Below are 22379 nucleotides of genomic sequence, written 5' to 3'. Positions count from 1 at the left end.
CCGAGTGCGGCGGCCTGCTCACCCGGGCTTCTCGGTCACGAAGATGGCGGTGCCGGGGAAGAGCCGGCCGCGCAGTGGGCTCCACTGCCCCCAGATCCCCTCGTGCCCCGGCGGCCACTCGGGCTCCACCAGGTCGACCAGTCGGAATCCCGCGGCGACCAGCTCCCGGACCCGGTCGCCGAGGGTGCGGTGCTGCTCGACGTAGGTGGCCACGCCCGAGTCGTCCTGCTCCACGTACGGGCGGCGGTCGAAGTACGAGTGCACCGCCCGCAGGCCGCCCTCGCCGGGGTCGTCGAGGAAGATCCACCGCATCGGGTGGGTGACCGAGAAGACCCAGCGGGCGCCGGGGCGCAGCACCCGGAACACCTCCCGCATCAGCGCGGCCGAGTCGGCCACGAACGGGACGGCGCCGAACGCCGTGCACGCGGTGTCGAACGCGGCGTCGACGAAGGGCAGCGCGAGCGCGTCGGCCTGCGCCAGCGGCACACGTACGCCGGAGCGCTCGGCCGCCTGCCGGGCGTGGCGCAGCATGCCCGCGGAGAGGTCCATGGCGACCGGGTGGGCGCCCTGGGTGGCCAGCCACCGGGAGGCGGCGGCCGCGCCGCAGCCGACCTCCAGGATCCGCCGCCCGGCCAGGTCGCCGAGGAGGTGTACGTCGGCCTCGCGCACCCCCTCCGGGCACCAGACGAAGTCCACGTCACCGAGGAACGCCCCGTGTTCGGCCTGGTAGTCGTCGGCGTCGGTGTCCCACCAGCGGCGGCTCGCCACACGGGCCTCGGCGTCGCCGACCCGGCGTCGGGTCACCCGGCTGTCGTCGTCCATCCGCTCACGCTAGGGCCTCGCCCCGCCGGGATGCCGGCGGGCCCTGCGGTGGCCGCCGTCGGCGCGTCGGTGTGACGGGTGTGACCCACGAGACAACGGCGACTGTTTCGGGGCGATTTCTCGGCTTTCGCAGGTCATGACGCGATGAGCAGGGCGGGAGGCCTTGCACGCTGTGGTAATGCGCAAGGTAGGCTTGACGATGCGCTCGCGGATCGTGCACCTCGGCAGGGAGCAGGTGCGCGGTCGACGAAGCCACTGACGGCGCCACATCATCACATCTGGCAATCGTTCGGTGTGCCAAGCGACGGGTCCGCTGGCGCGACCGGGTCACCGCGCACCACGCCTGCTGTGACATCCCATCCGACCGGAGCAACCGCCCACATGACGAGCAGCATCGAGGCTCCCTCGAGCGCCACCAAGGTCACCGTCGACGACCTCGGCTCTGAGGAGGCTTTCCTCGCCGCGATCGACGAGACCATCAAGTACTTCAACGACGGCGACATTGTCGAAGGCACCGTCGTCAAGGTCGATCGGGACGAGGTCCTGCTCGACATCGGCTACAAGACCGAGGGAGTCATCCCCTCTCGGGAGCTGTCGATCAAGCACGACGTGGACCCGGCCGAGGTCGTGTCGGTCGGTGACCACATCGAGGCCCTTGTCCTTCAGAAGGAGGACAAGGAGGGTCGCCTGATCCTCTCGAAGAAGCGGGCGCAGTACGAGCGGGCCTGGGGCACGATCGAGAAGATCAAGGACGAGGACGGCGTCGTCCGCGGTTCGGTCATCGAGGTGGTCAAGGGTGGCCTCATCCTCGACATCGGCCTGCGCGGCTTCCTCCCCGCCTCCCTGGTCGAGATGCGGCGCGTGCGCGACCTGCAGCCGTACGTCGGCCGCGAGCTCGAGGCCAAGATCATCGAGCTGGACAAGAACCGCAACAACGTGGTCCTGTCCCGCCGGGCCTGGCTCGAGCAGACCCAGTCCGAGGTGCGCACCGAGTTCCTCAACAAGCTCCAGAAGGGCCAGGTCCGCAAGGGCGTCGTGTCCTCGATCGTCAACTTCGGCGCGTTCGTCGACCTCGGCGGCGTGGACGGTCTGGTGCACGTCTCCGAGCTCTCCTGGAAGCACATCGACCACCCGTCCGAGGTCGTCGAGGTGGGCCAGGAGGTCGAGGTCGAGGTCCTGGACGTCGACCTGGACCGCGAGCGGGTCTCGCTGTCGCTGAAGGCGACCCAGGAGGACCCGTGGCGTCAGTTCGCCCGCACCCACGCGATCCAGCAGATCGTGCCGGGTAAGGTCACCAAGCTGGTGCCGTTCGGTGCGTTCGTCCGCGTCGACGACGGCATCGAGGGTCTGGTCCACATCTCCGAGCTGGCCGAGCGTCACGTGGAGATCCCGGAGCAGGTCGTCCAGGTCGGCTCCGAGGTCATGGTCAAGGTCATCGACATCGACCTCGAGCGTCGCCGGATCTCCCTCTCGCTCAAGCAGGCCAACGAGGGCTTCGTCGAGGGCGAGGAGCACTTCGACCCGACCCTCTACGGCATGGCGGCGACGTACGACGCCGAGGGCAACTACATCTACCCGGAGGGCTTCGACCCGGAGACGGGCGAGTGGCTCGAGGGGTACGACAAGCAGCGCGAGACCTGGGAGAACCAGTACGCCGAGGCGCGTCAGCGCTGGGAGGCGCACCAGAAGCAGGTGCAGAACTCCCGCGCAGCCGAGGCCGAGGCCGCTGCCAACCCGGCTCCGGCGGTCACCGGTGCCACCTCCACCAGCGCGGCCCCGAGCCGTCAGGAGGAGCCGGCCGGCACCCTCGCCACCGACGAGGCGCTCGCCGCTCTGCGGGAGAAGCTCGCCGGCGGCAAGTGACGCCTGCGGCTGCTCCGACTCGGCGCGTCTGACGCCGACGAGCACAGGCCCCGTCCCCGGTGATCCACGGATCGCCGAGGGCGGGGCCTTCGTCATGTCGGCGCCCCTCGCCTGAGGGCGGGGCTGGGCCGCACCTCGCCGGTTCGGTCCACCCGACATCCCTGAGATCGGGGTGTCCGCCGCAGCCGGACACCCGGACCTCCACGACCCCGAGCGGATCCTCCGGCCCGGCTGCGACGCGCTCCGCTGCCGCCGCGGTGGCGGGGGCTCGTTTGGTACGGCGGGCGCGATCAGGTTGACTTGACCGCGTGCTGATGGTCGGGCTGACCGGGGGAATCGGATCGGGTAAGAGCGCCGTGGCGCGGCGACTCGCGGAGCGGGGCGCCGTGCTCATCGACGCGGATCGGATAGCCCGGGAGGTGGTCGCCCCGGACACCCCGGGGCTGGCCGAGATCGTCGAGAGCTTCTCGTCGCGGGTGCTCGCCGCCGACGGCACCCTCGACCGGGCCGCGCTCGGCGCGATCGTCTTCGCCGACGAGGCGGCCCGACGTCGGCTGGAGGAGATCACGCATCCTCGGGTGCGCTCCCGCACCGCCGAGCTGGCCGCCGCGGCGGCACCCGACGCGATAGTCGTCAACGACGTGCCGCTTCTGGTCGAGGTCGGACTCGTGCCCACGTACCACCTGGTGGTCGTGGTGGAGACGGCCGTGCCGATCCGGTTGGAGCGGCTGGCCCGCGATCGGGGGATGGATCGCGCGGAGGCCGAGCGGCGGATCGCCGCGCAGGCCGACGACGCCCGCCGGCGCGCGGCGGCCGACGCGCTGCTGAGCAACGACGGAAGCCTCACCGACCTGCACGCGGCGGTCGACGCGCTCTGGTCCGGCCGGCTGCTGCCCTACGAACGCAACGTGCGCGAGCGGCGAGTGGCCCCGCAGCAGGCGCAGCTGGTCGACTACGACCCGACCTGGCCGCGGCAGTACGCCCGCCTGGCCGCCCGGATCCGCCACGCGCTCGCGCCGGCCGACCTGCGGATCGACCACATAGGTTCCACGGCGGTGCCCGGGCTCGCGGCGAAGGACGTGATCGACGTCCAGCTCACCGTGGCCACCCTCGACGAGGCGGACGCGACGATCGCGCAGCGGCTGGCCGACGCCGGCTTCCCCCGCATGTCGGGCGAGTGGTGGGACGACCCCCGCCCGGCCGGCCGCGGCCGGTGGGAGAAGCGGTTGCACGGCAGCGCCGATCCGGGCCGTCCGGTCCGCCTGCACGTTCGCGTGGCCGACTCGCCCGGCTGGCGGTATGCGCTGCTGATGCGCGACCACCTGCGCGCCGACCCGGGGCAGCGCTCCGCGTACCTGCTCTTCAAGCAGGAGTTGGCGGACTCCGCCCCGGAGAGCGCCGGCTCCCCGACGGCCGGCGATCCGTGGTTCGACGAGGAGTACCTGCGCGCCGAGGAGTGGGCGGCGCAGACCGGCTGGCGGCCCTGACCGACGTCCTGGGCGGCCGCCCAGGACCCCGCCTCGGCGGCCGGCCGGTCCGGTGTCGGGCCGGAGCGATCCGGGTGTGGCGCCGCCCGGCTCTCCACGGGAGTCAGCGGGACGAGGCCGGGGCCGGCCGCCCGTTCTTCCCGGCGGCGGGCTTCGGCGCGGGCAGCGCCGGCACCCGGCCGGGCTGAAGGTCGAGCTGAGCCCAGGTGGCCGCCCCGGTACGCAGCTCGACCCGGCGGAGCAGGCCGTCGCGGTCGATCCAGTAGCGCACCGGAGCGCGCCCGCCACGCAGCTCGACGACGTCCACCACCCGGTCGGCCAGGGTGTCCTCCCGCAGCCGTACGGCCGTGCCGCGCGGTGCCGTACGACCGGCGCCGAGCGCCGCGTCCAGCAGCACGGCGACCTCGTCCGCGCCGGCCCGCTCGGACTTCCAGACGGTCTTCGCCGGCGGCGGCAGGGGTGGTCTCCCGGGCTTCTCCGGGTCGTCGGTCGCGGGGACCTGCGTCCGGGAGACGCCGGTGGGGCCGCGCCACAGCAGCGTCCGGCGCTGCGGCACCCCGAGGTCGGCCACCCCCAGGTAGCCGGTCCTCCCGGCCCAGCTGAGCCACCCCGCGCCCCGTAGGTTCGTCTCCCGCCCGACGGAGGCGGAGAGGGTCACGGTGGCCCCCTGCTGGGCGCGCAGCCGCTGCGGGAGGCGCTCCACGCGGGTGCGTTCGGCGGCGGTCAACGCCCGGGGCAGGCCGGGCCGGCCGCCCAGGGCGTCGACGGGACGCAGGGTAGGCCGGTCGATCCGCTTGAGGTCCACGTTCACCGCCCCCGCGCCGGGGAGCCGGACGGCGATCCGGTGCAGCCGGGCGTCGTCGTCCACCCAGTACCGCGGTCGGTCCTCCAGGTCGTCCGGGGCGGTCGCGGCCCCCGGCAGGCGGCCCTGCAGGACGTCGGCCGGCCCGGCGGTGAGCGTCTCGCGGGCCAGCCAGCGGGCGTCGGCGGTCGGGATCGGGTCCGTGCGGTCGGCGGCGAGGTCGAAGAGCAGCTTCAGTACTGGGGTCAGGGCGTGCCCGTCGGGCAGGTCGTGCAGTCGCCACCGGTCGGTGGGAGGCACCAGCGGGGGCGTCGCGGCGGTGGGCACGGCCCACGGGTCGGGCCGGATCACCAGGACGGTGGGGGTGGCCTGGAGGAGTCCGCGTTCGGCGCCGGCCCCGGGACCGCCGACGTCGAGGTAGAGCAGCGGCCGGGACCAGTCGACCCAGCCCACCAGCTCGGTGCGGGACTCCTCGGCGCCGAACGTCACGTGCACCCCGGCGCGCAGGTCGCGGTAGTTGGTCACCCGCACCGCGGCCAGCCGCTCGGCCTCGCCGACGGTCAGCGCCCGGGCCGGCTCGGGTGGTTCGGGCGCCCAGCTGAGCAGCCCGAGCACCAGCCCCACGGCGGAGAGGACGGCGACCAGGCCGAGCATGGCGAGCAGGTGACGACGACGGCGGGCGGTGACCTTCGGCAGCAGCCCGGTGTCGTCGGGCCCGGCGCCTGCTGGGCCGGGCGGTGGCACCGCGACGGTGGGCAGGGCCCGGCTCGGGCCGCTGCGGGCGGTCGGCGGCGTCGCCGTGGGATCCGGACGCGGGGAGGTTTCCACGCGTTGTTGAACGGCCGGAGGGGAGTGGAGTGACGTGCGGGGCGCTCGCGGCGGCCGGTGCGCCTCTGGCGCGACCACGTCGGGTGCGCACGCCGGGTGACCGGGTGCTGCGACCATCGTGCCGGGGGCGACCGCCGGCCGGATGTCGGCCGGGCCGCCGGGCCCGGTCGGCCGCCGCGAGCGGCCTACACGCAGAGCGTAGTCCGGTGGCATGTGCCACACAATGGGAATATCGAAGGTGGTCACCCGGTCTCGAGCCGCCCGGACATGTCGGACCGTCGGCGTACCGTTGAGGTCATGGCGCTCGACATTCCCCGGCTCGACGGCCGCTTTGAGGTCGTCAGTGAGTTCCAACCCGCCGGTGACCAGCCGGCGGCCATCGACGACCTGGAGCGGCGGGTTCGCCGCGGTGACCGCAACACGGTGCTGCTCGGCGCGACCGGCACCGGCAAGAGCGCGACCACCGCCTGGCTCGTCGAGCGGCTGCAGCGGCCGACGTTGGTGCTCGCGCCGAACAAGACGCTCTGCGCGCAGCTGGCCAAGGAGTTCAGCGAGCTGCTGCCGAACAACGCTGTCGAATACTTCGTCTCCTACTACGACTACTACCAGCCCGAGGCCTACATCCCGCAGACCGACACCTACATCGAGAAGGACTCCTCGATCAACGAGGAGGTCGAGCGGCTGCGGCACTCGGCGACGATGTCGCTGCTCACCCGCCGCGACGTGGTCGTGGTCGCCACCGTGTCGGCGATCTACGGCCTGGGCACGCCGGAGGAGTACCTCGACCGGGCGGTCCGGGTGGCCGTCGGCCAGGAGGTCGACCGTGACCAGCTGCTGCGCCGCCTGGTCGACATCCAGTACACCCGTAACGACATGGCCTTCAACCGGGGCACGTTCCGGGTCCGCGGCGACACGCTGGAGATCATCCCGGCCTACGAGGAGCTGGCCGTCCGGATCGAGCTCTTCGGCGACGAGGTGGAGAAGCTCTACTACCTCAACCCGCTCACCGGCGACGTGGTCCGCGAGGTCGACCACCTGCTGATCTTCCCGGCGACCCACTACGCGGCGGGCCCGGAGCGGATGGAGCGGGCGGTCCGTGACATCGAGGCCGAGCTGGCCGAGCGGCTGGCGGAGCTGGAGCGGCAGGGCAAGCTGCTGGAGGCCCAGCGCCTGCGGATGCGCACCACCTACGACCTCGAGATGATGCGCCAGGTCGGTTTCTGCTCCGGCATCGAGAACTACTCGATGCACATCGACGGCCGGCTGCCGGGCAGCCCGCCGCACTGCCTGCTCGACTACTTCCCCGACGACTTCCTCACCGTCATCGACGAGTCGCACGTGACGATCCCGCAGATCGGCGGCATGTACGAGGGCGACGCCTCCCGCAAGCGGATGCTCATCGACCACGGCTTCCGGCTGCCCAGCGCGGCCGACAACCGGCCGCTGCGCTTCGACGAGTTCCTGGAGCGGGTCGGGCAGATGGTCTTCCTCTCCGCGACTCCCGGCTCCTGGGAGCTGGAGCAGGCGCAGGGCGAGTTCGTCGAGCAGGTGATCCGCCCGACCGGCCTGATCGACCCGGAGGTCGTGGTGAAGCCCACCAAGGGCCAGATCGACGACCTGATGCACGAGATCAAGCTGCGCACCGAGCGCGACGAGCGGGTGCTGGTCACCACGCTCACCAAGAAGATGGCCGAGGACCTCTCCGACTACCTGCTGGAGAACGGCATCCGGGTGCGTTACCTGCACTCCGAGGTCGACACGCTGCGCCGGGTGGAGCTGCTGCGGGAGCTGCGTAAGGGCGACTACGACGTGCTGGTCGGCATCAACCTGCTGCGGGAGGGCCTCGACCTGCCCGAGGTGTCGCTGGTGGCGATCCTCGACGCCGACAAGGAGGGCTTCCTGCGTAGCGGCCGGTCGCTGATCCAGACCATCGGCCGGGCGGCCCGTAACGTCTCCGGCCAGGTCCACATGTACGCCGACAAGATCACTCCGTCGATGGCGGACGCGATCGAGGAGACCAACCGGCGGCGGGCCAAGCAGATCGTGCACAACGAGGCGCACGGCATCAGCCCCGAGCCGCTGCGGAAGAAGATCCACGACATCCTCGACGACATCTACCGCGAGGCGGAGGACACCGCGCACAACACCGTCGGCGGTGCGGTACGCCAGCTGTCCCGAGGCAAGGCCCCGGTCAAGGAGACCCGCAGTCGTGGCAGGGCCACCGCCGCCACCCCGTCGCGCGAGGGGATGGCCCGGGCGGACCTGGCCCAGCTCATCCAGGAGCTCAACGACCAGATGCTCGGCGCGGCCCGCGAGCTGCAGTTCGAGCTGGCCGCCCGGATCCGTGACGAGATCTCCGACCTCAAGAAGGAGCTACGCGGCATGGACGCGGCCGGCGTGAAGTGAGCGGCGGCTCCGGTCGATGACGACGGGCGGGCCGGCCGACGGGGTGGTCCTCGGGCTGCCCCAGGGCCGGCTGCGCCCGTACGTCGACAGGTACATCGGCTATCGGGAGCGGGCGGACCTGCCGTTGGTGCGCCGCGAGGCGGCCGGCGCCTTCGTGGTGCTCATCCTCGGCTGGGGCGCCCCGCTCGACGTGATCGACCCGCGCAGCGGGGAGCGCAGCGCGTACGGGGTGGACACCTTCGTGGCCGGCACGTTCGACAGGTGGTGCCGCACCGAGACGGTCGGGGTGGGGGAGGGCGTCCAGGTGCTGCTGGCGCCGTTGACCGCCCGCCGGATCCTCGGCCTGCCCATGGTCGAGCTGGCGAACCGGGCGGTGGACGTGACGCGGCTGCCCGGTGGCTGGCTGGAGCGGCTCCGGCAGCGGCTCGCGGAGACGTCGGTCTGGACGCAGCGGTTCGCGCTGCTGGACGCGGCCTTCGCCGCCCGGCTGGCCGCCTCGGTGCCGGCCGACCCGAGGATCGCCTGGGCCTGGCAGCAGCTCACCGGTAGCGACGGTCGGGTCGGGATCGGACTGCTCGCCGACGAGCTGGGGTGGAGCCGGCGGCACCTCGCCGCACGGTTCCGGCACGAGGTCGGTCTGCCCCCGAAGACCACGGCGCGGCTGCTGCGTTTCCAGCGGGCGTATGCGGCGCTGGCCGGCCCGCTGCTGTCCGTCGCGCCGGACCCCGGGCGCGGGCCGGTCGGGGGTGGTGCCGACGTCGCCGCCCGGTACGGGTACTACGACCAGTCGCACCTGATTCGTGATTTCCGGGAGTTCGCCGGTGACACACCGGCGGCGCTGCTGGCCGGGCAGTCGACCACGGCGACCGGCTGAGGTCACATTCGTCCAATCCCCGCGACTGCCCGGTCGGCAGACTCGGCGACATGCGTACCGTGTATCCCGTTCTCCGCTACCCCGACCCCCGCGCCGCCATCGACTGGCTCTGCGCCGCCTTCGGCTTCGGCGTGCACGCCGTGCACGAGGCGCCGGACGGCAGCGTGGCCCACGCGGAACTCACCCTGGACACCGGCATGATCATGATCGGTGGTCGGGCCGAGTCCCGGCCTCGGCCGGCCGAGGACGACTGGGCGGTGTACGTCGCGATCGACGACGTCGACGCGCACTGCGTACGGGCCCGGGCGGCGGGGGCCGAGATTGTCCGGGAACCGTTCGACACCGACTACGGATCACGGGACTACGCGGCCCGCGATCTCGTCGGCAACATGTGGAGCTTCGGCACCTACCGCGCCTGAGGACGACGGGCGGGCCTGCCGCCGTGGCGGGTACGCCTGCCCACGGGCCGGCGTCGCCCGCTGTCGCCGCGTGTCCGGTGGGACGTCGCACCGTCCCTCCTCCTGCTCACGTGCACAATGGTGGTTGCGTTCCGCGAGCAAGGTATTGCGCTGCGTGATCGTCCTGCGTACTCTCCCTCGGTGGGGAGGGCCGGGAATGCCGCTGCCAACGAGTCCTGTCATTCGCCGTGTGCGGCTCGGTGCCGAGCTGCGTCAACTACGTCGCCGTGAGGCGCTGACCCTGGAGCAGGTCTGTGACCGGCTGGGGTGGGCCTCGACGTCGAAGCTGTCCCGTATCGAGCTGGGCCAGAGCCGTCCGGACCTGGCCGACGTGCTCGACCTGCTCGACGTCTACGAGGTGCCGGGGCCGCTGCGGGACCAGCTCATCGTCATCGCCCGCGACGCGGCCACCGGCCGGGGCTGGTGGAAGACGCTGGCCGAGATGGGGGAGCGGCAGCGCACCTACGCCGAGCTGGAGGCGGGCGCGGCGCGCATCGTCGAGTACCAGCCGGCCGTCGTGCCGGGGCTGCTGCAGACCCCGGCGTACGCCCGGCTGCGGCTCGCCCCGGCCGTCGCGCTCGATCCGGGGCACGACGTGGAGGCCGAGGTACGCGCCCGGGCGGTCCGGCAGGAGGTGCTGCGCCGGGCGGACCCGCCCCGGTACACGGCGCTCCTGGCCGAGGCCGCCTGCGACCCGGAGGAGATCCCGGTCGAGGTCTGGCGCGAGCAGCTGCGCCATCTGGTCACGCTCGCCGATCTGCCGAACGTCACCCTGCGGCTGCTGCCCCGGGGGGCGACGGCGCTGAGCGGCCTGCATCCGCTGACGCCGTACTCCTGCTACGCGTTCCCCGACCCGGCCGACCCACGCACCGTGATGCTGGAGACGTTGACCACCGACGTCCGGCTGGCCACGGTCGCCGACGTCGACCGGTACGAGCGGATCACCGAGGCGCTGCTCGGCGTCGCGCTTCCGGCGGAGGAGACGGTGGCGGTGCTGGCGCGCGGCGTCGACGGCTGAGGTCGGGGCGACTCGCCCTCGGAGACCGGGCGGCGGAGGACGCGCGAGCACCGGGCCCGGCGCCCCCGAGCCCGTCGGGACCGGTGACCCGCGCGTGCGTCCGCACCATAGGACAGGGGTACGACAGCGCGACTCGGGCCGGTCGCGCCGTCAGACCGTGACGTCGGTGTAGTGCTCGACCACGGGCGGGCCGGCGAAGTGCGGCCCGATCAGCGCCCGCCACTGGGTGAACCGCTCGGTGCCGCGGAAGTTCTCGTCGTGCGCCTCGACCGTGTCCCACTCGACGAGCAGCACGAAGCGGGACGGGGACTCGATTCCCCGGGTCATCCGCACCGACCGGCAGCCGGGTGTGCTGGCCAGCACCGGACGCCCCTGGGCGTACGCGGCGGTGAACTCTTCCTCGTGTCCGGGCAGTACGTCGATCAGCGCGACCTCGAGCACCATGCCGACAGCCTGCCACGCCGCCGTCGGCGGCCGGAACGGGGTCTGTCCACAGGGCGGAGTCGGCCATAGGGTGGCCGACGGGAGGAACACGAATGATCGACTGGCTCACCGGCGCGGCGTTCTCCGTGGCCGGCACCGCCACCACCTGGGCCGAGCTGCTGGGCTTCGCCACCGGCGTGGTCAACGTCTGGCTGGTGGCCCGCCAGCGCATCGCGAACTGGCCGGTGGGCCTCGCGAACGTGCTGCTGCTCATGCTGCTGTTCTGGACGGCCGGCCTGTACGCGGACGCCGGGCTCCAGATCGTCTACGTAGGACTCGGCCTCTACGGCTGGTGGCACTGGCTCTTCGGCGGCGAGCAGCGCAGCCGGCTCGCGGTCAGCCGCACCGGGCGGTCGGAGTGGCTGGCCCTGGCCGCCGCGGGTCTGCTGCTCACCGGCGGACTCTGGCTCCTGCTGGACCGGGCCACCGACTCCACCGTGCCGCTGCCCGACGCGCTGACCACGGCCCTGTCGTTGCTGGCCACCTACGGGCAGACCCGCAAGCGGGTGGAGAGCTGGTGGCTCTGGATCGCCGCCGATCTGATCTACATCCCGTTGTACGCCTACAAGGGGCTCTACCTGACCTCCGCGCTCTACCTGGTCTTCCTCGCCCTCTGCGTGGTCGGGCTGCGGGCGTGGCGCGCGGACCTGCGCGGGGACGCGGCGACACCGTCGCAGGCGCCGGACGCCGCCGAGCGGGTGACCGGCGGCGCGGCCCGCCTCGGCCGGTGACCGGCACGGCGACCGCTCACGGGCCGGGGGCGGAGTTCCGCCACGGCATGGTGGTGGGCAAGTTCTATCCGCCGCACGCGGGCCATCACGCGCTGATCGGGGCGGCGGCGGCTCGCTGCGCGGCGGTCACCGTGGTGGTCGCGCCGTCCCGGCGGGAGTCGATCCCGCTCGCCGATCGGCTGGACTGGTTGCGGGAGGTGCACGCCGGTACGCCCTGGGTCCGGTTCGTCGGGCGGTACGACGACCATCCGGTGGACTACGCCGATCCGGCGGCGTGGGAGGCGCACTGCGCGGTCTTCCGCGAGGCCGTCGGCGACCGTCCGGTGGACGCGGTCTTCTCGTCCGAGGCGTACGGCGTCGAGTTGGCGCGGCGTTTCGACGCGGTGCCGGTGACCGTGGATCCGGGCCGGCGCGACCTGCCGGTGTCCGGGACCGCCGTGCGGGCGGACCCGGTGGCGAACTGGCGGTGGCTGGCCCCGCCGGTGCGGGCCTGGTTCGTGCGGCGGGTGGTGGTGGTCGGCGCGGAGTCGACCGGCACCACCACCATGGCCGCCGCTCTCGGGGCCCACTACGGCACGGCCTGGGTGCCGGAGTACGGCCGGGAGTTGACCGCCCGCAAGCTGGCGCGGCTGCGCGAACGGCGGCCGGAGGCGACCGTCTTCGACGTCACCTGGGACCGGGACGACTTCCTGGAGGTGGTGCGGGCGCAGCAGGCGGCTGAGGACGCGGCGGCCCGGTCCGGCGGCCCGCTGCTGATCTGCGACACCGACGCCCGGGCCACCGCGGTCTGGGAGGAGCGTTACCTGGGCTCGGCCTCGGCGGCGGTCCGGGCGGCCGCCCGGCGACCCGCGCTGTACCTGCTCACCGATCACCGGGACGTGCCGTTCACCGACGACGGCCTGCGCGACGGTGAGCACCTGCGGGCCTGGATGACCGACCGGTTCCGAGCCGAGCTGGCCGGCTGCGGTGTGCCGGTGGTGGAGTTGACCGGCTCGCACGAGGAGCGGTTGGCGCGAGCGGTGGCCGCCTGCGACGCGCTGCTCTCCGCCGGTTGGGGCCTGGCCGATCCGCTGGTGCCACAGGCATGACCCAGCCTCCTAGGATGCCGTAGGCGGTGTGGCGGCGCTCGCGTCGCCCGATCGTCCCGTCAGCGGGCGCTTCCCGTCTCGGCGGGCGCGAGCGGACCGCCCTCTGCCCGGATCGGCCCCGGCCATCCGGTCCGGCAGGTCTGTCCGGATCAACCACGGCTGTGCGGTTAGGTCACGCGAATGGCCGCAGGCGTGCCGGTGATCCGCTCGGTTTCCGTGATGTCGGGGTGTCCCGGCCGCGTGATGCCCCGACATCACGGAACCCGAGTCGATCACCGGTCGCATCCGGCAGGGCGGGAGCAGGTCGAAGTCCGGCACCGGGTCGGGGTGGCTGACGCCACCGCCGCCCGACGTGCGATCAGCGGACCCGGTGCGCCACAATGGTGATCGAGGAGGGGAGTATTCCCCCGCGGCGGAGTCGTCAGCACGGTCGACCACCCAGGTGGCGCGACCCGGCCCCGTCGGTCGCCGCCACCCGCGGTGACGGAAGAGACCTCCGACAGTCACCACAGCGAGCATCGCCGGCACGCCGCGCCCCCACCAGGCGTACGGTGTGCCCGTTGCCGCGTGTCTGCCGGAGGAATGAACGTTGGATGTGTCCGGGCTGGTGTGGGCGGTCACGCTCGTCGCTCTGATCGCGGTCCTCGCGGTCGACCTGCTCATCATCGGGCGGCGGCCGCACGAACCGAGCGTGCGGGAGTCGAGCCTCTGGGTCGGCTTCTACGTCGGTCTCGCCCTGCTCTTCGGGGCGGGTGTCTGGTTGACGGCCGGCGGGAGCGCGGCCGGCCAGTTCTACACGGGCTGGCTGACCGAGTACAGCCTCTCGGTCGACAACCTCTTCGTCTTCGTGATCATCATGGCCCGGTTCGCGGTGCCCCGGCAGTATCAGCAGAAGGTGCTGCTCATCGGCATCGTGCTGGCGCTGATCATGCGCGGCGGGTTCATCGCCGCCGGTGCGGCGTTGATCTCCCAGTTCTCCTGGGTCTTCTACATCTTCGGCGCGTTCCTCATCTACACGGCGATCAACCTGGCCCGGCAGGGCGAGCCGGACGAGGACGAGTTCTCCGAGAACGTGCTGATCCGGTGGAGTCGCCGGGCGCTGCCGCTGTCGCGCTCGTACGAGGGTGGCCGGCTCGTCACGCACGAGAACGGTAAGCGGCTCTTCACCCCGCTGCTGATCGTGATGATCGCCATCGGCACCACCGACCTGATCTTCGCGCTGGACTCGATCCCGGCGATCTTCGGGATCACCCAGGAGCCGTACCTGGTCTTCACCGCCAACGTCTTCGCCCTGATGGGCCTGCGTCAGCTCTACTTCCTGCTGGGCGGGCTGCTGGACCGGCTGATCTACCTCAGCTACGGCCTGGCGGTGGTGCTCGGCTTCATCGGCGTCAAGCTGGTGCTGGAGGCGCTCGCCGACAACAACCTGCCGTTCGTCAACGGTGGCGAGCACGTGGGCTGGGCGCCGCACATCCCGATCTGGCTCTCGCTGCTGGTGATCATCGGCACGTTGCTGGCGGCCACGGCGGCCAGCCTGGTCAAGTCGGCCCGGGACCGGCGCCGAGCGCTGGCCGAGGCGCGCAGCTGATCCCACGGCCCGGGCGCGCGGCGGCACGTCGAGGCCGCCGCGCCCGGGCCGGCGGCGTGACACGTACGCGAAGGAGGGGTGGCTCGTCGACGAGCCACCCCTCCTTCGCGTACCTGGGCGGTCAGACCCGGTGGGCGCCGACCAGGGTGGCGACCCGCTCGGCCGGCAGCGCCTCCTCCAGCACCCGCCGCCGCCGGTAACAGGCGTGCAGCATGCGCCGGTCGCCGGCCGAGCCCGGCTCGGCGGTGACGATGCCGATGTGGTGGATCTTGCGTCCGGGGCGGGCGAAGAAGTAGAGGTCACCGGGGCGTTCGTCGCCGAGCGTCAGGGGGACGGTGGCGGCCGCCTGGTCGTCGGCGTCGCGGGGCAGCTGCACCCCGAACCGGCGCCAGGCCAGGTGTACCAGGCCCGAGCAGTCGATGCCGTACGCGGTGACGCCGCCCCAGACGTAGACGACGTCGAGCAGGCGTTGTGCGACGGCGAGCACCTCGGCGGCGGTCGGTGGGGTGGCCGAGGGCTCCGCGAGGTGTGACTCGGGCAGCCAGAGCGGCTCGGCGTGGCCGGGGGCGTGCACCGGCCGCCAGCCGTCGCGTGCCGTCCCGGCCGCGGCGAGCCGGGTGCCGAGGATCAGCCCGGGCAGCACGACCGGGCCGTCGGGGGCCGCTCGCAGCGCGCTGACGCTCGCGTCCAGCACCAGCGGCGCGACGTCGGCGGGGACGGTCTCCTCGGCGGGGACGAGCTGGTCGGTGGGGAGCCAGCCGGGGTAGCCGCGCGGGTCGAGCTTGGCGGCGGGTTGTTCGACGGCGACGACGTGCGCCCAGCCGTCCGGTCGGAGTTCGGTGACGAGGACCCGTTCGCCGAGCAGCAGTTGGCTCAGTACGCAGTCGCCGACCTGCTGGTCGCTGTCCATCCCGCTGATCCAGGCGGGGATGTCGGTGCGGGTGGCGAGGGCGGGCCGGTCGATGGGGCGTACCGCTTCGGGGTCGGTCCAGAGCGTCGCGACCGCCGCCCCGACGACGGCCTCGCGGCCCGGTTGCAGCTCCACGTCCACCCCCAGTTGTGCGTGCTGTTCCTCGCGACCTTATGAAAGAAACCGCCGGTGCTCAACCGGCGTCCTGCACCTTTGCTTCAGTCACCGAGGTGATGCCGAGGCCGGGCGCGTCCGGCAGCACGACCGACGCCCCCTCGTAACGGAGTCCGCCGCGGACCGGCGATCGGGCCAGCCACCAGGCGGCGTCGAGGTCGGGCACGGCGGTGGTGCCGTACGCGGCGACGAGGCTGGCGGCCGCGCCGATGCCCACCTCGCTCTCCATCATGGACCCGACGACGGTGCCGAGGCCGTGCGCGGTGGCCAGTTCGAGCAGGGTGCGCGCGGGGTGCAGGCCGCCGCACTTGGCCAGTTTGACGTTGACCAGGTCGGCGGCCCGGCGACGGATCACCTCGACCAGGTCACGCACCCCGAACACCGACTCGTCGGCGAGGATCGGCACGTCCACCCGGTCGCTCACCCAGGCCAGCCCGTCGAGGTCCCAGCGGACCACCGGCTGCTCGACCAGCTCCACGTCGAGCCCGGCGTCCTCGATGCCACAGATCACCCGGACCGCCTCGCGGGGAGTCCAGCCCTGGTTCGCGTCGAGCCGGATCCGCACGTCCGGGCCGACCGCGGCGCGTACCGCCCGGACGCGGTCCAGGTCACCGGCGGCGTCCGTGCCGACCTTGAGCTTGAGCACGTCGAAGCCCTCGGCGTGCCGCTTGCCGGCGGTCTCGGCCAGGTCGGCGGCCTCGCCGGCGGCGAGCGTGACGTCGGTGGGCACGACCAGCGCGGTGCCGCCGAGCATTCGCACCAGGGGTACGCCGAGCCGCCGCGCGGCCAGGTCGTGCAGCGCGACGTCGACGGCCATCTTGGCGGCCTCGTTGCCGACCACCGCGCGCTGCACCTCGGTGCAGCGGGCCACCAGCTGGTCCGGGTCGCGGCCGGTGAGCAGCGGCCCGAGCAGTTGCCGGACGCACGCCTCGGAGCCGTCGATCGACGCGCCGGTCACCTGCCACACCTGCGGCGCCTCGCCGAACCCCGTGCGGCCGTCGGTGTCGACCACCTCGACGACCAGGGTGTCCACCGTGGTCGTCCGGCGCAGTGCGGTGACGAACGGGGTGTGTAAGGGGGCGGTGAGCCGGTGGGTGCGTACCGCGGCGATCGTCATGTGCGGCACCCTATACGCAGACCAGGCTCGACGACGTGGTGCGCGACGGCGTCGGGCAGCGGGGCATCGACGCGACGCCGCCTCTGCATGGCGGGTGCTCGGCGTCGAGCGGGGAACGTGCGGGCAGGTTTTCGGGTGGGTGCGGAGGCGTCGGGATGAGCGGGCGGGACTGGGAGCTGGTGGGCGCGCCGAACGCGCGTGACCTGGGCGGCCTGATCGGGGCGGGGGGTCGGCGGGTGCGCGCCGGCCGGCTGGTCCGTACCCCGGCGCTCGGTCGGTTGACCGACGACGACCTGGGGGTGCTCGGCAAGCTCGCGCCGGCCTGCGTGGTGGACCTGCGGGACCGCTCGGAGGTCGTGGTCGCCCCGGCGGACCGGTTGGTGGGTGAGCCGCGGCTGGTGACCCTTCCGGTGTACGACCCGGAGCATCCGGTGTTCACGTACGTGTCGGCGGTGCTGCTCGGCCACGACCTGTCGGCCTACGCGGAGCTGGCGCGGCAGGGGACTCCGGCGGCGATGGCGGCGATCTACCGGTGGTTCGTCGCGGGGGTGTCGGCGCGGGCGGGCTTCGCCGAGGCGGTGCGGCTGGCGGCGCGGGTGGAGAACCTGCCGCTGGTCTACCACTGCTCGGCGGGGAAGGACCGCACCGGTTGGCTGACGGTGATCCTGTTGACCGCGCTGGGGGTGGAGGAGGAGGCGATCCGCGCCGAGTACCTGCGGAACAACCCGCTCACCGAGAGCCTGCGGGCGGTGATCGTCGAGGCGATGCGGCGTCGCCAGCCGGAGCTGGACGTCGAGGCGGTGCTGCCGGTGCTGGAGGTGCGCTCGGAGTACCTCGACGCGGGTTACGACGAGGTGCGCCGGGTGCACGGCTCGTTCGAGGCGTACCTGCGTGACGGTCTCGGGCTGACCGACGAGGTGGTCGAGGCGCTGCGTACGCACCTGCTGGAGTGAGCCGGCCACGTCCTGCTGGTCGCCGGTGCGTCGAGGGCCGTCGGCGGGCCGGAGGTGGTCACGGCTGCTCGGCGAGCTTGGCGGTCTGTGCCTTGAGGACCCGGATGGTGTTCTCCAGGTAGTCGACGATCGCGGCCATCTCGTGCTCGTCGTAGCCGGCCATGAAGGTGTTCATCTCCCGTCCGAGGTCGGCGAAGATGCCGTTCAGGTCGGGTGCCCGGGACTGGTCGGCGACGAGGAGCACCCGGCGCCGGTCGGTCGGGTCGGGCTCGCGCCGGACGTAGCCGGCGCGTACCAGCCGGTCGACGATGGCGGTGACGGCGGTGGCTCCCACGCCGAGTTCGGGGGCGAGCGTGCCGGTCGGGAGGGGGCCGGAGCGCACGATGAGGCCGAGTGCCTTGTGTTCGGCCGCGTTGAGGCCGAGGCGGCGGGCGATCGCCTCGTGGAAGAGCACGATCGCCGTGCTCAGCTCCCAGCCGTAGTCCCGCATCCGACTCCCTATTGCTTCATCTGGATGGATAGTTCATTCTCGTGAAGTATGAGGCAGGCACTCGCTCTGAGCAAAGCGGCGCTCGGCTGGGCGGCGCGCTTCTACGGGCACCACCCGCTGCTCGTCATCGGGCTGTCGCTGGTGCCGACCGTGCAGCGGTTCCTCGTCGTACGCTTCGACGTGGCGACGCCGGTGGCCGTCACCACCGAGGTGCTGGTCGTGCTCGTCCGGCTGCTCCTGCTGCTCCTGATCGCCGGGCTGATGCTGCGGGAGTTGGCGGCGACCGGAATCGACCGCCGAGCGGCCTGGTCCCGGCTCACGGCCGGGATCGACGCCCGGCCGGTGGCGTTCTGGCTGCAGTGGGTGGTCCTGGCGGCCGCGTTCGTCGTCTTCGACGTCATTCCCAACGCCGTGATCGCCGCCGCCGTGCCGGAGGCGAGCCGGGAGACGGTGACCGCGGTCGTGGTGGCGGTCAAGAACCCGACCGTCATCGCGTTCACCTTCCTGTGGCTGGTCGGGATCGCCCGGACGCTGATCGTGGCGCCCGTCGACGACCACCCGCCCGTCGACACACCCGCGGATGCCCGGCCCGCCTGACGGCGCGCCGGCCCGTCAGAGGTCGTGGCGAGCCGACCAGACCCGGGCGGAGACGTCGGCGATGAGCGCGCAGGCGTCGGCGTCGTCCTCGTCGTCGCCTTCGGCGTCGCGGGTGGTGCAGACGACCACGGCGTACGGGGCGGCGTCGTCGGGGAAGACCACGCCGGCGCCGTGCCGGACGCCGCGGACCCAGCCGTTCTTGTGCGCGATCCGGGTGCCCGGTGGCAGGCCGGCGGCGAGGTCCTCGCGGTGCTCCTGGGCGACGAGCACGTCCAGCATCTCGGCGCAGGCGGCCGGCGAGGCGATGGGGCCGGGACGGGTGGCGCCGGTGGCGAGCGCGCCGAGCAGGGCGGCCAGGTCCGCGGCGGTGACGAGGTTGGTGATGCCGTTGTCGCGGGCGGCGAAGTCCTCGATGCCCCGGCCGGTGACGCTGTGCCGGGCGCCGGCGAGCGACCAGACCTCGGCGACCGCGGGCAGGCCGACGTGGCCGATCACCAGGTTGGTGGCGAGGTTGCTGGAGCGGACGATCATGCGGTGCGCGAGCCAGCGCAGCGGCGCGGTGCCGCCCACCCGCGCCCACACCGCGTCGTCGTTGTCGTAGTGCTGGGCGCAGGTGAAGCGGGGGGCGCCGGGCTGCGCCGAGTCGAACGAGTTGACCACCGGAACCGGGGCGTCCAGGTCGAGGGCGCCCGCCTCGGCGGCGCGGTGCAGGGCGGCGAGCACCGCGGCCTTCATGGTGCTGGCCGCGTAGTGGGTGGCGTCCGCCCGGCGGGTCCAGGCGGGTTCGGCGTCCGGCCGCCCCACGTACGCGGAGACGGTGCCGGGCACCGTGTCGAGGTGCGCGTCGAGGTGCTCCCAGGTCATGTCGGTGACCGTAGCGGATCATGGCGCTCTACGGGGCGACGGCCGGACGGCCCGGGGGCTAGCGTGCGGGAATGCCGACCGCCGCGTACGACGACATCGCCGACTGGTACGAACGGTTCGCCTCCGACACCTCGGCCGACTACATGGACCGGGTGCGCGTCCAGCTCACCGACCTGCTCGGCTCCGCCGCGGGTCACCGGTGCCTCGATCTGTGCTGCGGCACCGGGGTGCACGCCGCGCACCTGCGGGCGCTGGGCTGGCAGCCGATGGGCGTGGACCTGTCGGCCGGGCAGCTGCGGTACGCCCACGGGCGGCTGCCCGTGGCACGGGCCGACGTGACCCGGCTGCCGGTCGCCGACGGCTGCGTGCCGGCGGTGACCTGCGTACTCGGGCACACCGATCTGCCCGACTACTCGGCGGTGATCGCGGAGGCCGCCCGGGTGCTGGCTCCCGGCGGACGCTTCGTGCACGTGGGCGTGCACCCGTGCTTCGTCGGCGCGTTCGCCGATCGGTCCGACCCGGCGCGGGCGGTGGTCGACGGCGGCTACGCCGACCGTGCGCGCACCCGTCGCGGCTGGAACCCGAACGGGGTGCGTGCCCGGGTCGGCGCCTGGCACGTGCCGCTCGCCGACCTGCTGAACGCGGTGACCGAGGCGGGGCTGGTGCCGACCCGGTTCCAGGAGTCCGGCGCCACAGCGATCCCCGATCTGCTCGCCCTTCAGGCCACCAAACCCTGACCGACCCATCCGGCCGACCCACCCGGCCGACCCGCCCGGCCCCGCCCGAGCCGCGTTGATCATGAAGTTATCGCCTCGACACGCCGTGTGGGAGAGCAACAACTCCATGATCAACGCGGCCGAGGAGGGAGGGAGGGGGAGAGGGGTGGGGATGTGGGGGAGCCCGGCCTGCCGGGTGGGGCGGGCCGGGCTCCGAGGTGCGTGGGGTGGATCAGCCGGCGTGCTTGCGGCGGGCCGCCGCCCGACCACGCTGCTGCTGGTCCAGCACCACCTTGCGGATACGCACCGCGGCGGGGGTCACCTCGACGCACTCGTCCTCGCGGCAGAACTCCAGGGCCTGCTCCAGCGAGAGCTTGCGCGGCGGGATCAGCTTCTCGGTCTCGTCAGAGGTCGAGGCCCGCATGTTGGTGAGCTTCTTCTCCTTGGTGATGTTGACGTCCATGTCGTCGGAGCGCGAGTTCTCTCCGACGATCATGCCCTCGTACACCTCGGTGGTCGGCTCGACGAAGAGCTGGCCGCGCTCCTGCAGGTTGATCATCGCGAAGGAGGTGACCGCGCCGGACCGGTCGGCGACCAGCGAGCCGTTCTGCCGGGTCCGCAGCTCGCCGAACCACGGCTCGTAGGACTCGAAGACGTGGTGCAGGATGCCGGTGCCCCGGGTGTCGGTGAGGAATTCGGTACGGAAGCCGATCAGGCCACGGGCCGGGACCAGCCACTCCATCCGGATCCAGCCGGTGCCGTGGTTGACCAGCTGCTCCATCCGGCCCTTGCGGGTCGCGAGGAGCTGGGTGATCGCACCCAGGTACTCCTCCGGGGCGTCGATGGTCAGCCGCTCCACCGGCTCGCAGGTCTTCCCGTCGATCTCCCGGGTGACCACCTGCGGCTTGCCGACGGTCAGCTCGTAGGACTCCCGGCGCATCTGCTCGACGAGGATGGCCAGCGCCAGCTCGCCGCGGCCCTGCACCTCCCACGCGTCCGGGCGCTCGGTCGGCAGCACCCGCAGCGAGACGTTGCCGATGAGCTCCTTGTCGAGCCGGTCCTTGACCATCCGGGCGGTGACCTTGGCGCCCTTGACCCGGCCGACCAGCGGCGAGGTGTTGGTGCCGATGGTCATCGAGATGGCCGGCTCGTCGACCGTGATCAGCGGCAGCGGGATCGGGTCCTCCGCGTCCGCCAGGGTCTCACCGATCATGATCTCGGGGATGCCGGCGACGGCGATGATGTCGCCCGGGCCCGCCGACTCGGCCGGCTTGCGCTCCAGCCCCTCGGTCATCAGCAGCTCGGAGATGCGTACCCGCTGGGTGCTGCCGTCGGTGCGGCACCAGGCCACCGTCTGGCCCTTGGTGATGGTGCCCTGGCGGACCCGGCACAGCGCCAGCCGGCCCAGGAACGGCGAGGCGTCCAGGTTGGTGACGTGCGCCTGAAGCGGCGCGTCCTGCTCGTACGCGGGCGCCGGGATCGTGTCCAGCAGGGTGCGGAAGAGCGGTTCGAGGGAGGTGCTGTCGTCCGGCACCGCACCGTCGGCGGGCTGGGTCAGCGAGGCGATGCCGTCGCGGGCGCAGGCGTAGACGATCGGGAAGTCGATCTGCTCCTCGTCGGCGTCCAGGTCGAGGAAGAGCTCGTAGGTGTCGTCCACGACCTCCTTGATCCGGGCGTCCGGCCGGTCCACCTTGTTGATCACCAGGATGATCGGCATGCGGGCCTTGAGTGCCTTGCGGAGCACGAAGCGGGTCTGCGGCAGCGGACCCTCACTGGCGTCGACCAGCAGGACGACCCCGTCGACCATGGTGAGGCCGCGCTCGACCTCACCACCGAAGTCGGCGTGGCCGGGGGTGTCGATGATGTTGATGGTCACCGGGTCCGAGCCGTCGGCCGGCATGTAACGCACGCCGGTGTTCTTGGCCAGGATCGTGATGCCCTTCTCCCGTTCCAGGTCCATGGAGTCCATCACCCGGTCGGTCACCTCGGCCCGGGCGCCGAACGCGCCGGCCTGCCGCAACATGGCGTCGACCAGGGTCGTCTTGCCGTGGTCGACGTGGGCGATGATGGCGACGTTGCGGAGGTCGGTGCGTAGCTGCATACCCTCCAT

20 protein-coding genes are annotated in these 22379 nt (G+C 72.7%); 12 read left to right on the top strand and 8 right to left on the bottom strand.

Annotated features, from left to right (window positions below; translation table 11 throughout):
- Positions 1-18 precede the first annotated feature (18 nt).
- Positions 19-822, bottom strand: coding sequence for a class I SAM-dependent methyltransferase (locus D7147_RS14935; RefSeq protein ID WP_120677949.1), 804 nt, complete (start codon positions 820-822; stop codon positions 19-21).
- Between the two features lie 381 nt (positions 823-1203).
- Here D7147_RS14935 and rpsA point away from each other — a divergent pair, with 381 nt between their 5' ends.
- Both rpsA and coaE read left to right on the top strand, forming a co-directional pair.
- Positions 1204-2685 (top strand): 30S ribosomal protein S1, encoded by a 1482-nt coding sequence (rpsA, locus tag D7147_RS14930; protein ID WP_120677947.1) that lies wholly within the window; start codon positions 1204-1206, stop codon positions 2683-2685.
- 308 nt (positions 2686-2993) lie between these two features.
- Positions 2994-4172, top strand: coding sequence for a dephospho-CoA kinase (gene coaE / locus D7147_RS14925; RefSeq protein ID WP_120677945.1), 1179 nt, complete (start codon positions 2994-2996; stop codon positions 4170-4172).
- 103 nt (positions 4173-4275) lie between these two features.
- Here coaE and D7147_RS14920 read toward each other — a convergent pair whose 3' ends face one another.
- Entirely contained in the window at positions 4276-5802 is a 1527-nt protein-coding gene (locus D7147_RS14920; protein ID WP_199716517.1) for a hypothetical protein, read from the bottom strand.
- Between the two features lie 297 nt (positions 5803-6099).
- Here D7147_RS14920 and uvrB point away from each other — a divergent pair, with 297 nt between their 5' ends.
- The 4 genes from uvrB (at position 6100) to D7147_RS14900 (ending at position 10558) form a co-directional block, all read left to right on the top strand.
- On the top strand, positions 6100-8208 hold the full coding sequence (uvrB, locus tag D7147_RS14915) for an excinuclease ABC subunit UvrB (RefSeq protein WP_120678871.1): 2109 nt from the start codon (positions 6100-6102) through the stop codon (positions 8206-8208).
- A gap of 16 nt (positions 8209-8224) precedes the next feature.
- Complete coding sequence (locus D7147_RS14910; RefSeq protein ID WP_120677942.1) at positions 8225-9082, top strand: helix-turn-helix domain-containing protein; 858 nt, start codon at positions 8225-8227, stop codon at positions 9080-9082.
- Between the two features lie 50 nt (positions 9083-9132).
- Positions 9133-9501, top strand: a complete 369-nt coding sequence (locus tag D7147_RS14905; RefSeq protein ID WP_120677940.1) for a VOC family protein — start codon at positions 9133-9135, stop codon at positions 9499-9501.
- A 196-nt stretch (positions 9502-9697) separates the two neighbouring features.
- Entirely contained in the window at positions 9698-10558 is an 861-nt protein-coding gene (locus D7147_RS14900; RefSeq protein ID WP_120677938.1) for a helix-turn-helix domain-containing protein, read from the top strand.
- A gap of 150 nt (positions 10559-10708) precedes the next feature.
- Here D7147_RS14900 and D7147_RS14895 read toward each other — a convergent pair whose 3' ends face one another.
- Positions 10709-11002 carry an antibiotic biosynthesis monooxygenase family protein gene (locus D7147_RS14895; RefSeq protein WP_120677936.1) on the bottom strand — a complete coding sequence of 98 codons (294 nt, stop codon included), beginning with the start codon at positions 11000-11002 and terminating at the stop codon, positions 10709-10711.
- A 92-nt stretch (positions 11003-11094) separates the two neighbouring features.
- Here D7147_RS14895 and pnuC point away from each other — a divergent pair, with 92 nt between their 5' ends.
- The 3 genes from pnuC (at position 11095) to D7147_RS14880 (ending at position 14448) form a co-directional block, all read left to right on the top strand.
- Positions 11095-11772 carry a nicotinamide riboside transporter PnuC gene (gene pnuC / locus D7147_RS14890; RefSeq protein ID WP_120677934.1) on the top strand — a complete coding sequence of 226 codons (678 nt, stop codon included), beginning with the start codon at positions 11095-11097 and terminating at the stop codon, positions 11770-11772.
- Positions 11769-12860, top strand: a complete 1092-nt coding sequence (locus D7147_RS14885; RefSeq protein WP_233563157.1) for an AAA family ATPase — start codon at positions 11769-11771, stop codon at positions 12858-12860. Before pnuC ends, D7147_RS14885 begins: the two co-directional genes overlap by 4 nt.
- A 589-nt stretch (positions 12861-13449) precedes the next feature.
- Complete coding sequence (locus D7147_RS14880) at positions 13450-14448, top strand: TerC family protein (RefSeq protein WP_120677932.1); 999 nt, start codon at positions 13450-13452, stop codon at positions 14446-14448.
- A gap of 121 nt (positions 14449-14569) precedes the next feature.
- Here D7147_RS14880 and D7147_RS14875 read toward each other — a convergent pair whose 3' ends face one another.
- Both D7147_RS14875 and D7147_RS14870 read right to left on the bottom strand, forming a co-directional pair.
- On the bottom strand, positions 14570-15493 hold the full coding sequence (locus D7147_RS14875; RefSeq protein WP_120678867.1) for a C40 family peptidase: 924 nt from the start codon (positions 15491-15493) through the stop codon (positions 14570-14572).
- A 58-nt stretch (positions 15494-15551) separates the two neighbouring features.
- Positions 15552-16649 carry a mandelate racemase/muconate lactonizing enzyme family protein gene (locus D7147_RS14870; RefSeq protein ID WP_120677930.1) on the bottom strand — a complete coding sequence of 366 codons (1098 nt, stop codon included), beginning with the start codon at positions 16647-16649 and terminating at the stop codon, positions 15552-15554.
- A gap of 155 nt (positions 16650-16804) precedes the next feature.
- Between D7147_RS14870 and D7147_RS14865 the strand changes: the two genes are divergently transcribed.
- Entirely contained in the window at positions 16805-17602 is a 798-nt protein-coding gene (locus D7147_RS14865) for a tyrosine-protein phosphatase (protein WP_120677928.1), read from the top strand.
- A 58-nt stretch (positions 17603-17660) separates the two neighbouring features.
- Here the strand turns inward: D7147_RS14865 and D7147_RS14860 are convergent, their stop codons facing one another.
- Entirely contained in the window at positions 17661-18092 is a 432-nt protein-coding gene (locus D7147_RS14860) for a MarR family transcriptional regulator (protein WP_120677926.1), read from the bottom strand.
- A 48-nt stretch (positions 18093-18140) separates the two neighbouring features.
- Here D7147_RS14860 and D7147_RS14855 point away from each other — a divergent pair, with 48 nt between their 5' ends.
- Positions 18141-18689 carry a hypothetical protein gene (locus D7147_RS14855; protein ID WP_120677924.1) on the top strand — a complete coding sequence of 183 codons (549 nt, stop codon included), beginning with the start codon at positions 18141-18143 and terminating at the stop codon, positions 18687-18689.
- Positions 18690-18704: 15 nt separating this feature from the next.
- Here the strand turns inward: D7147_RS14855 and D7147_RS14850 are convergent, their stop codons facing one another.
- Positions 18705-19553: a serine hydrolase gene (locus D7147_RS14850; protein ID WP_120677922.1), complete on the bottom strand. Its 849-nt coding sequence runs from the start codon at positions 19551-19553 to the stop codon at positions 18705-18707.
- Between the two features lie 71 nt (positions 19554-19624).
- Between D7147_RS14850 and D7147_RS14845 the strand changes: the two genes are divergently transcribed.
- Positions 19625-20290 (top strand): class I SAM-dependent methyltransferase, encoded by a 666-nt coding sequence (locus D7147_RS14845; protein ID WP_120677920.1) that lies wholly within the window; start codon positions 19625-19627, stop codon positions 20288-20290.
- A 211-nt stretch (positions 20291-20501) separates the two neighbouring features.
- On the opposite strand, the gene typA is transcribed toward D7147_RS14845, so the two are convergent.
- Positions 20502-22370 (bottom strand): translational GTPase TypA, encoded by a 1869-nt coding sequence (gene typA / locus D7147_RS14840; RefSeq protein ID WP_120677918.1) that lies wholly within the window; start codon positions 22368-22370, stop codon positions 20502-20504.
- Between the last annotated feature and the right edge of the window lie 9 nt (positions 22371-22379).

The organism is Micromonospora musae (genome assembly GCF_003626545.1).
Classification (GTDB): Bacteria; Actinomycetota; Actinomycetes; order Mycobacteriales; family Micromonosporaceae; genus Micromonospora; species Micromonospora musae.
This window is presented reverse-complemented; position numbering and strand designations above follow the sequence as displayed.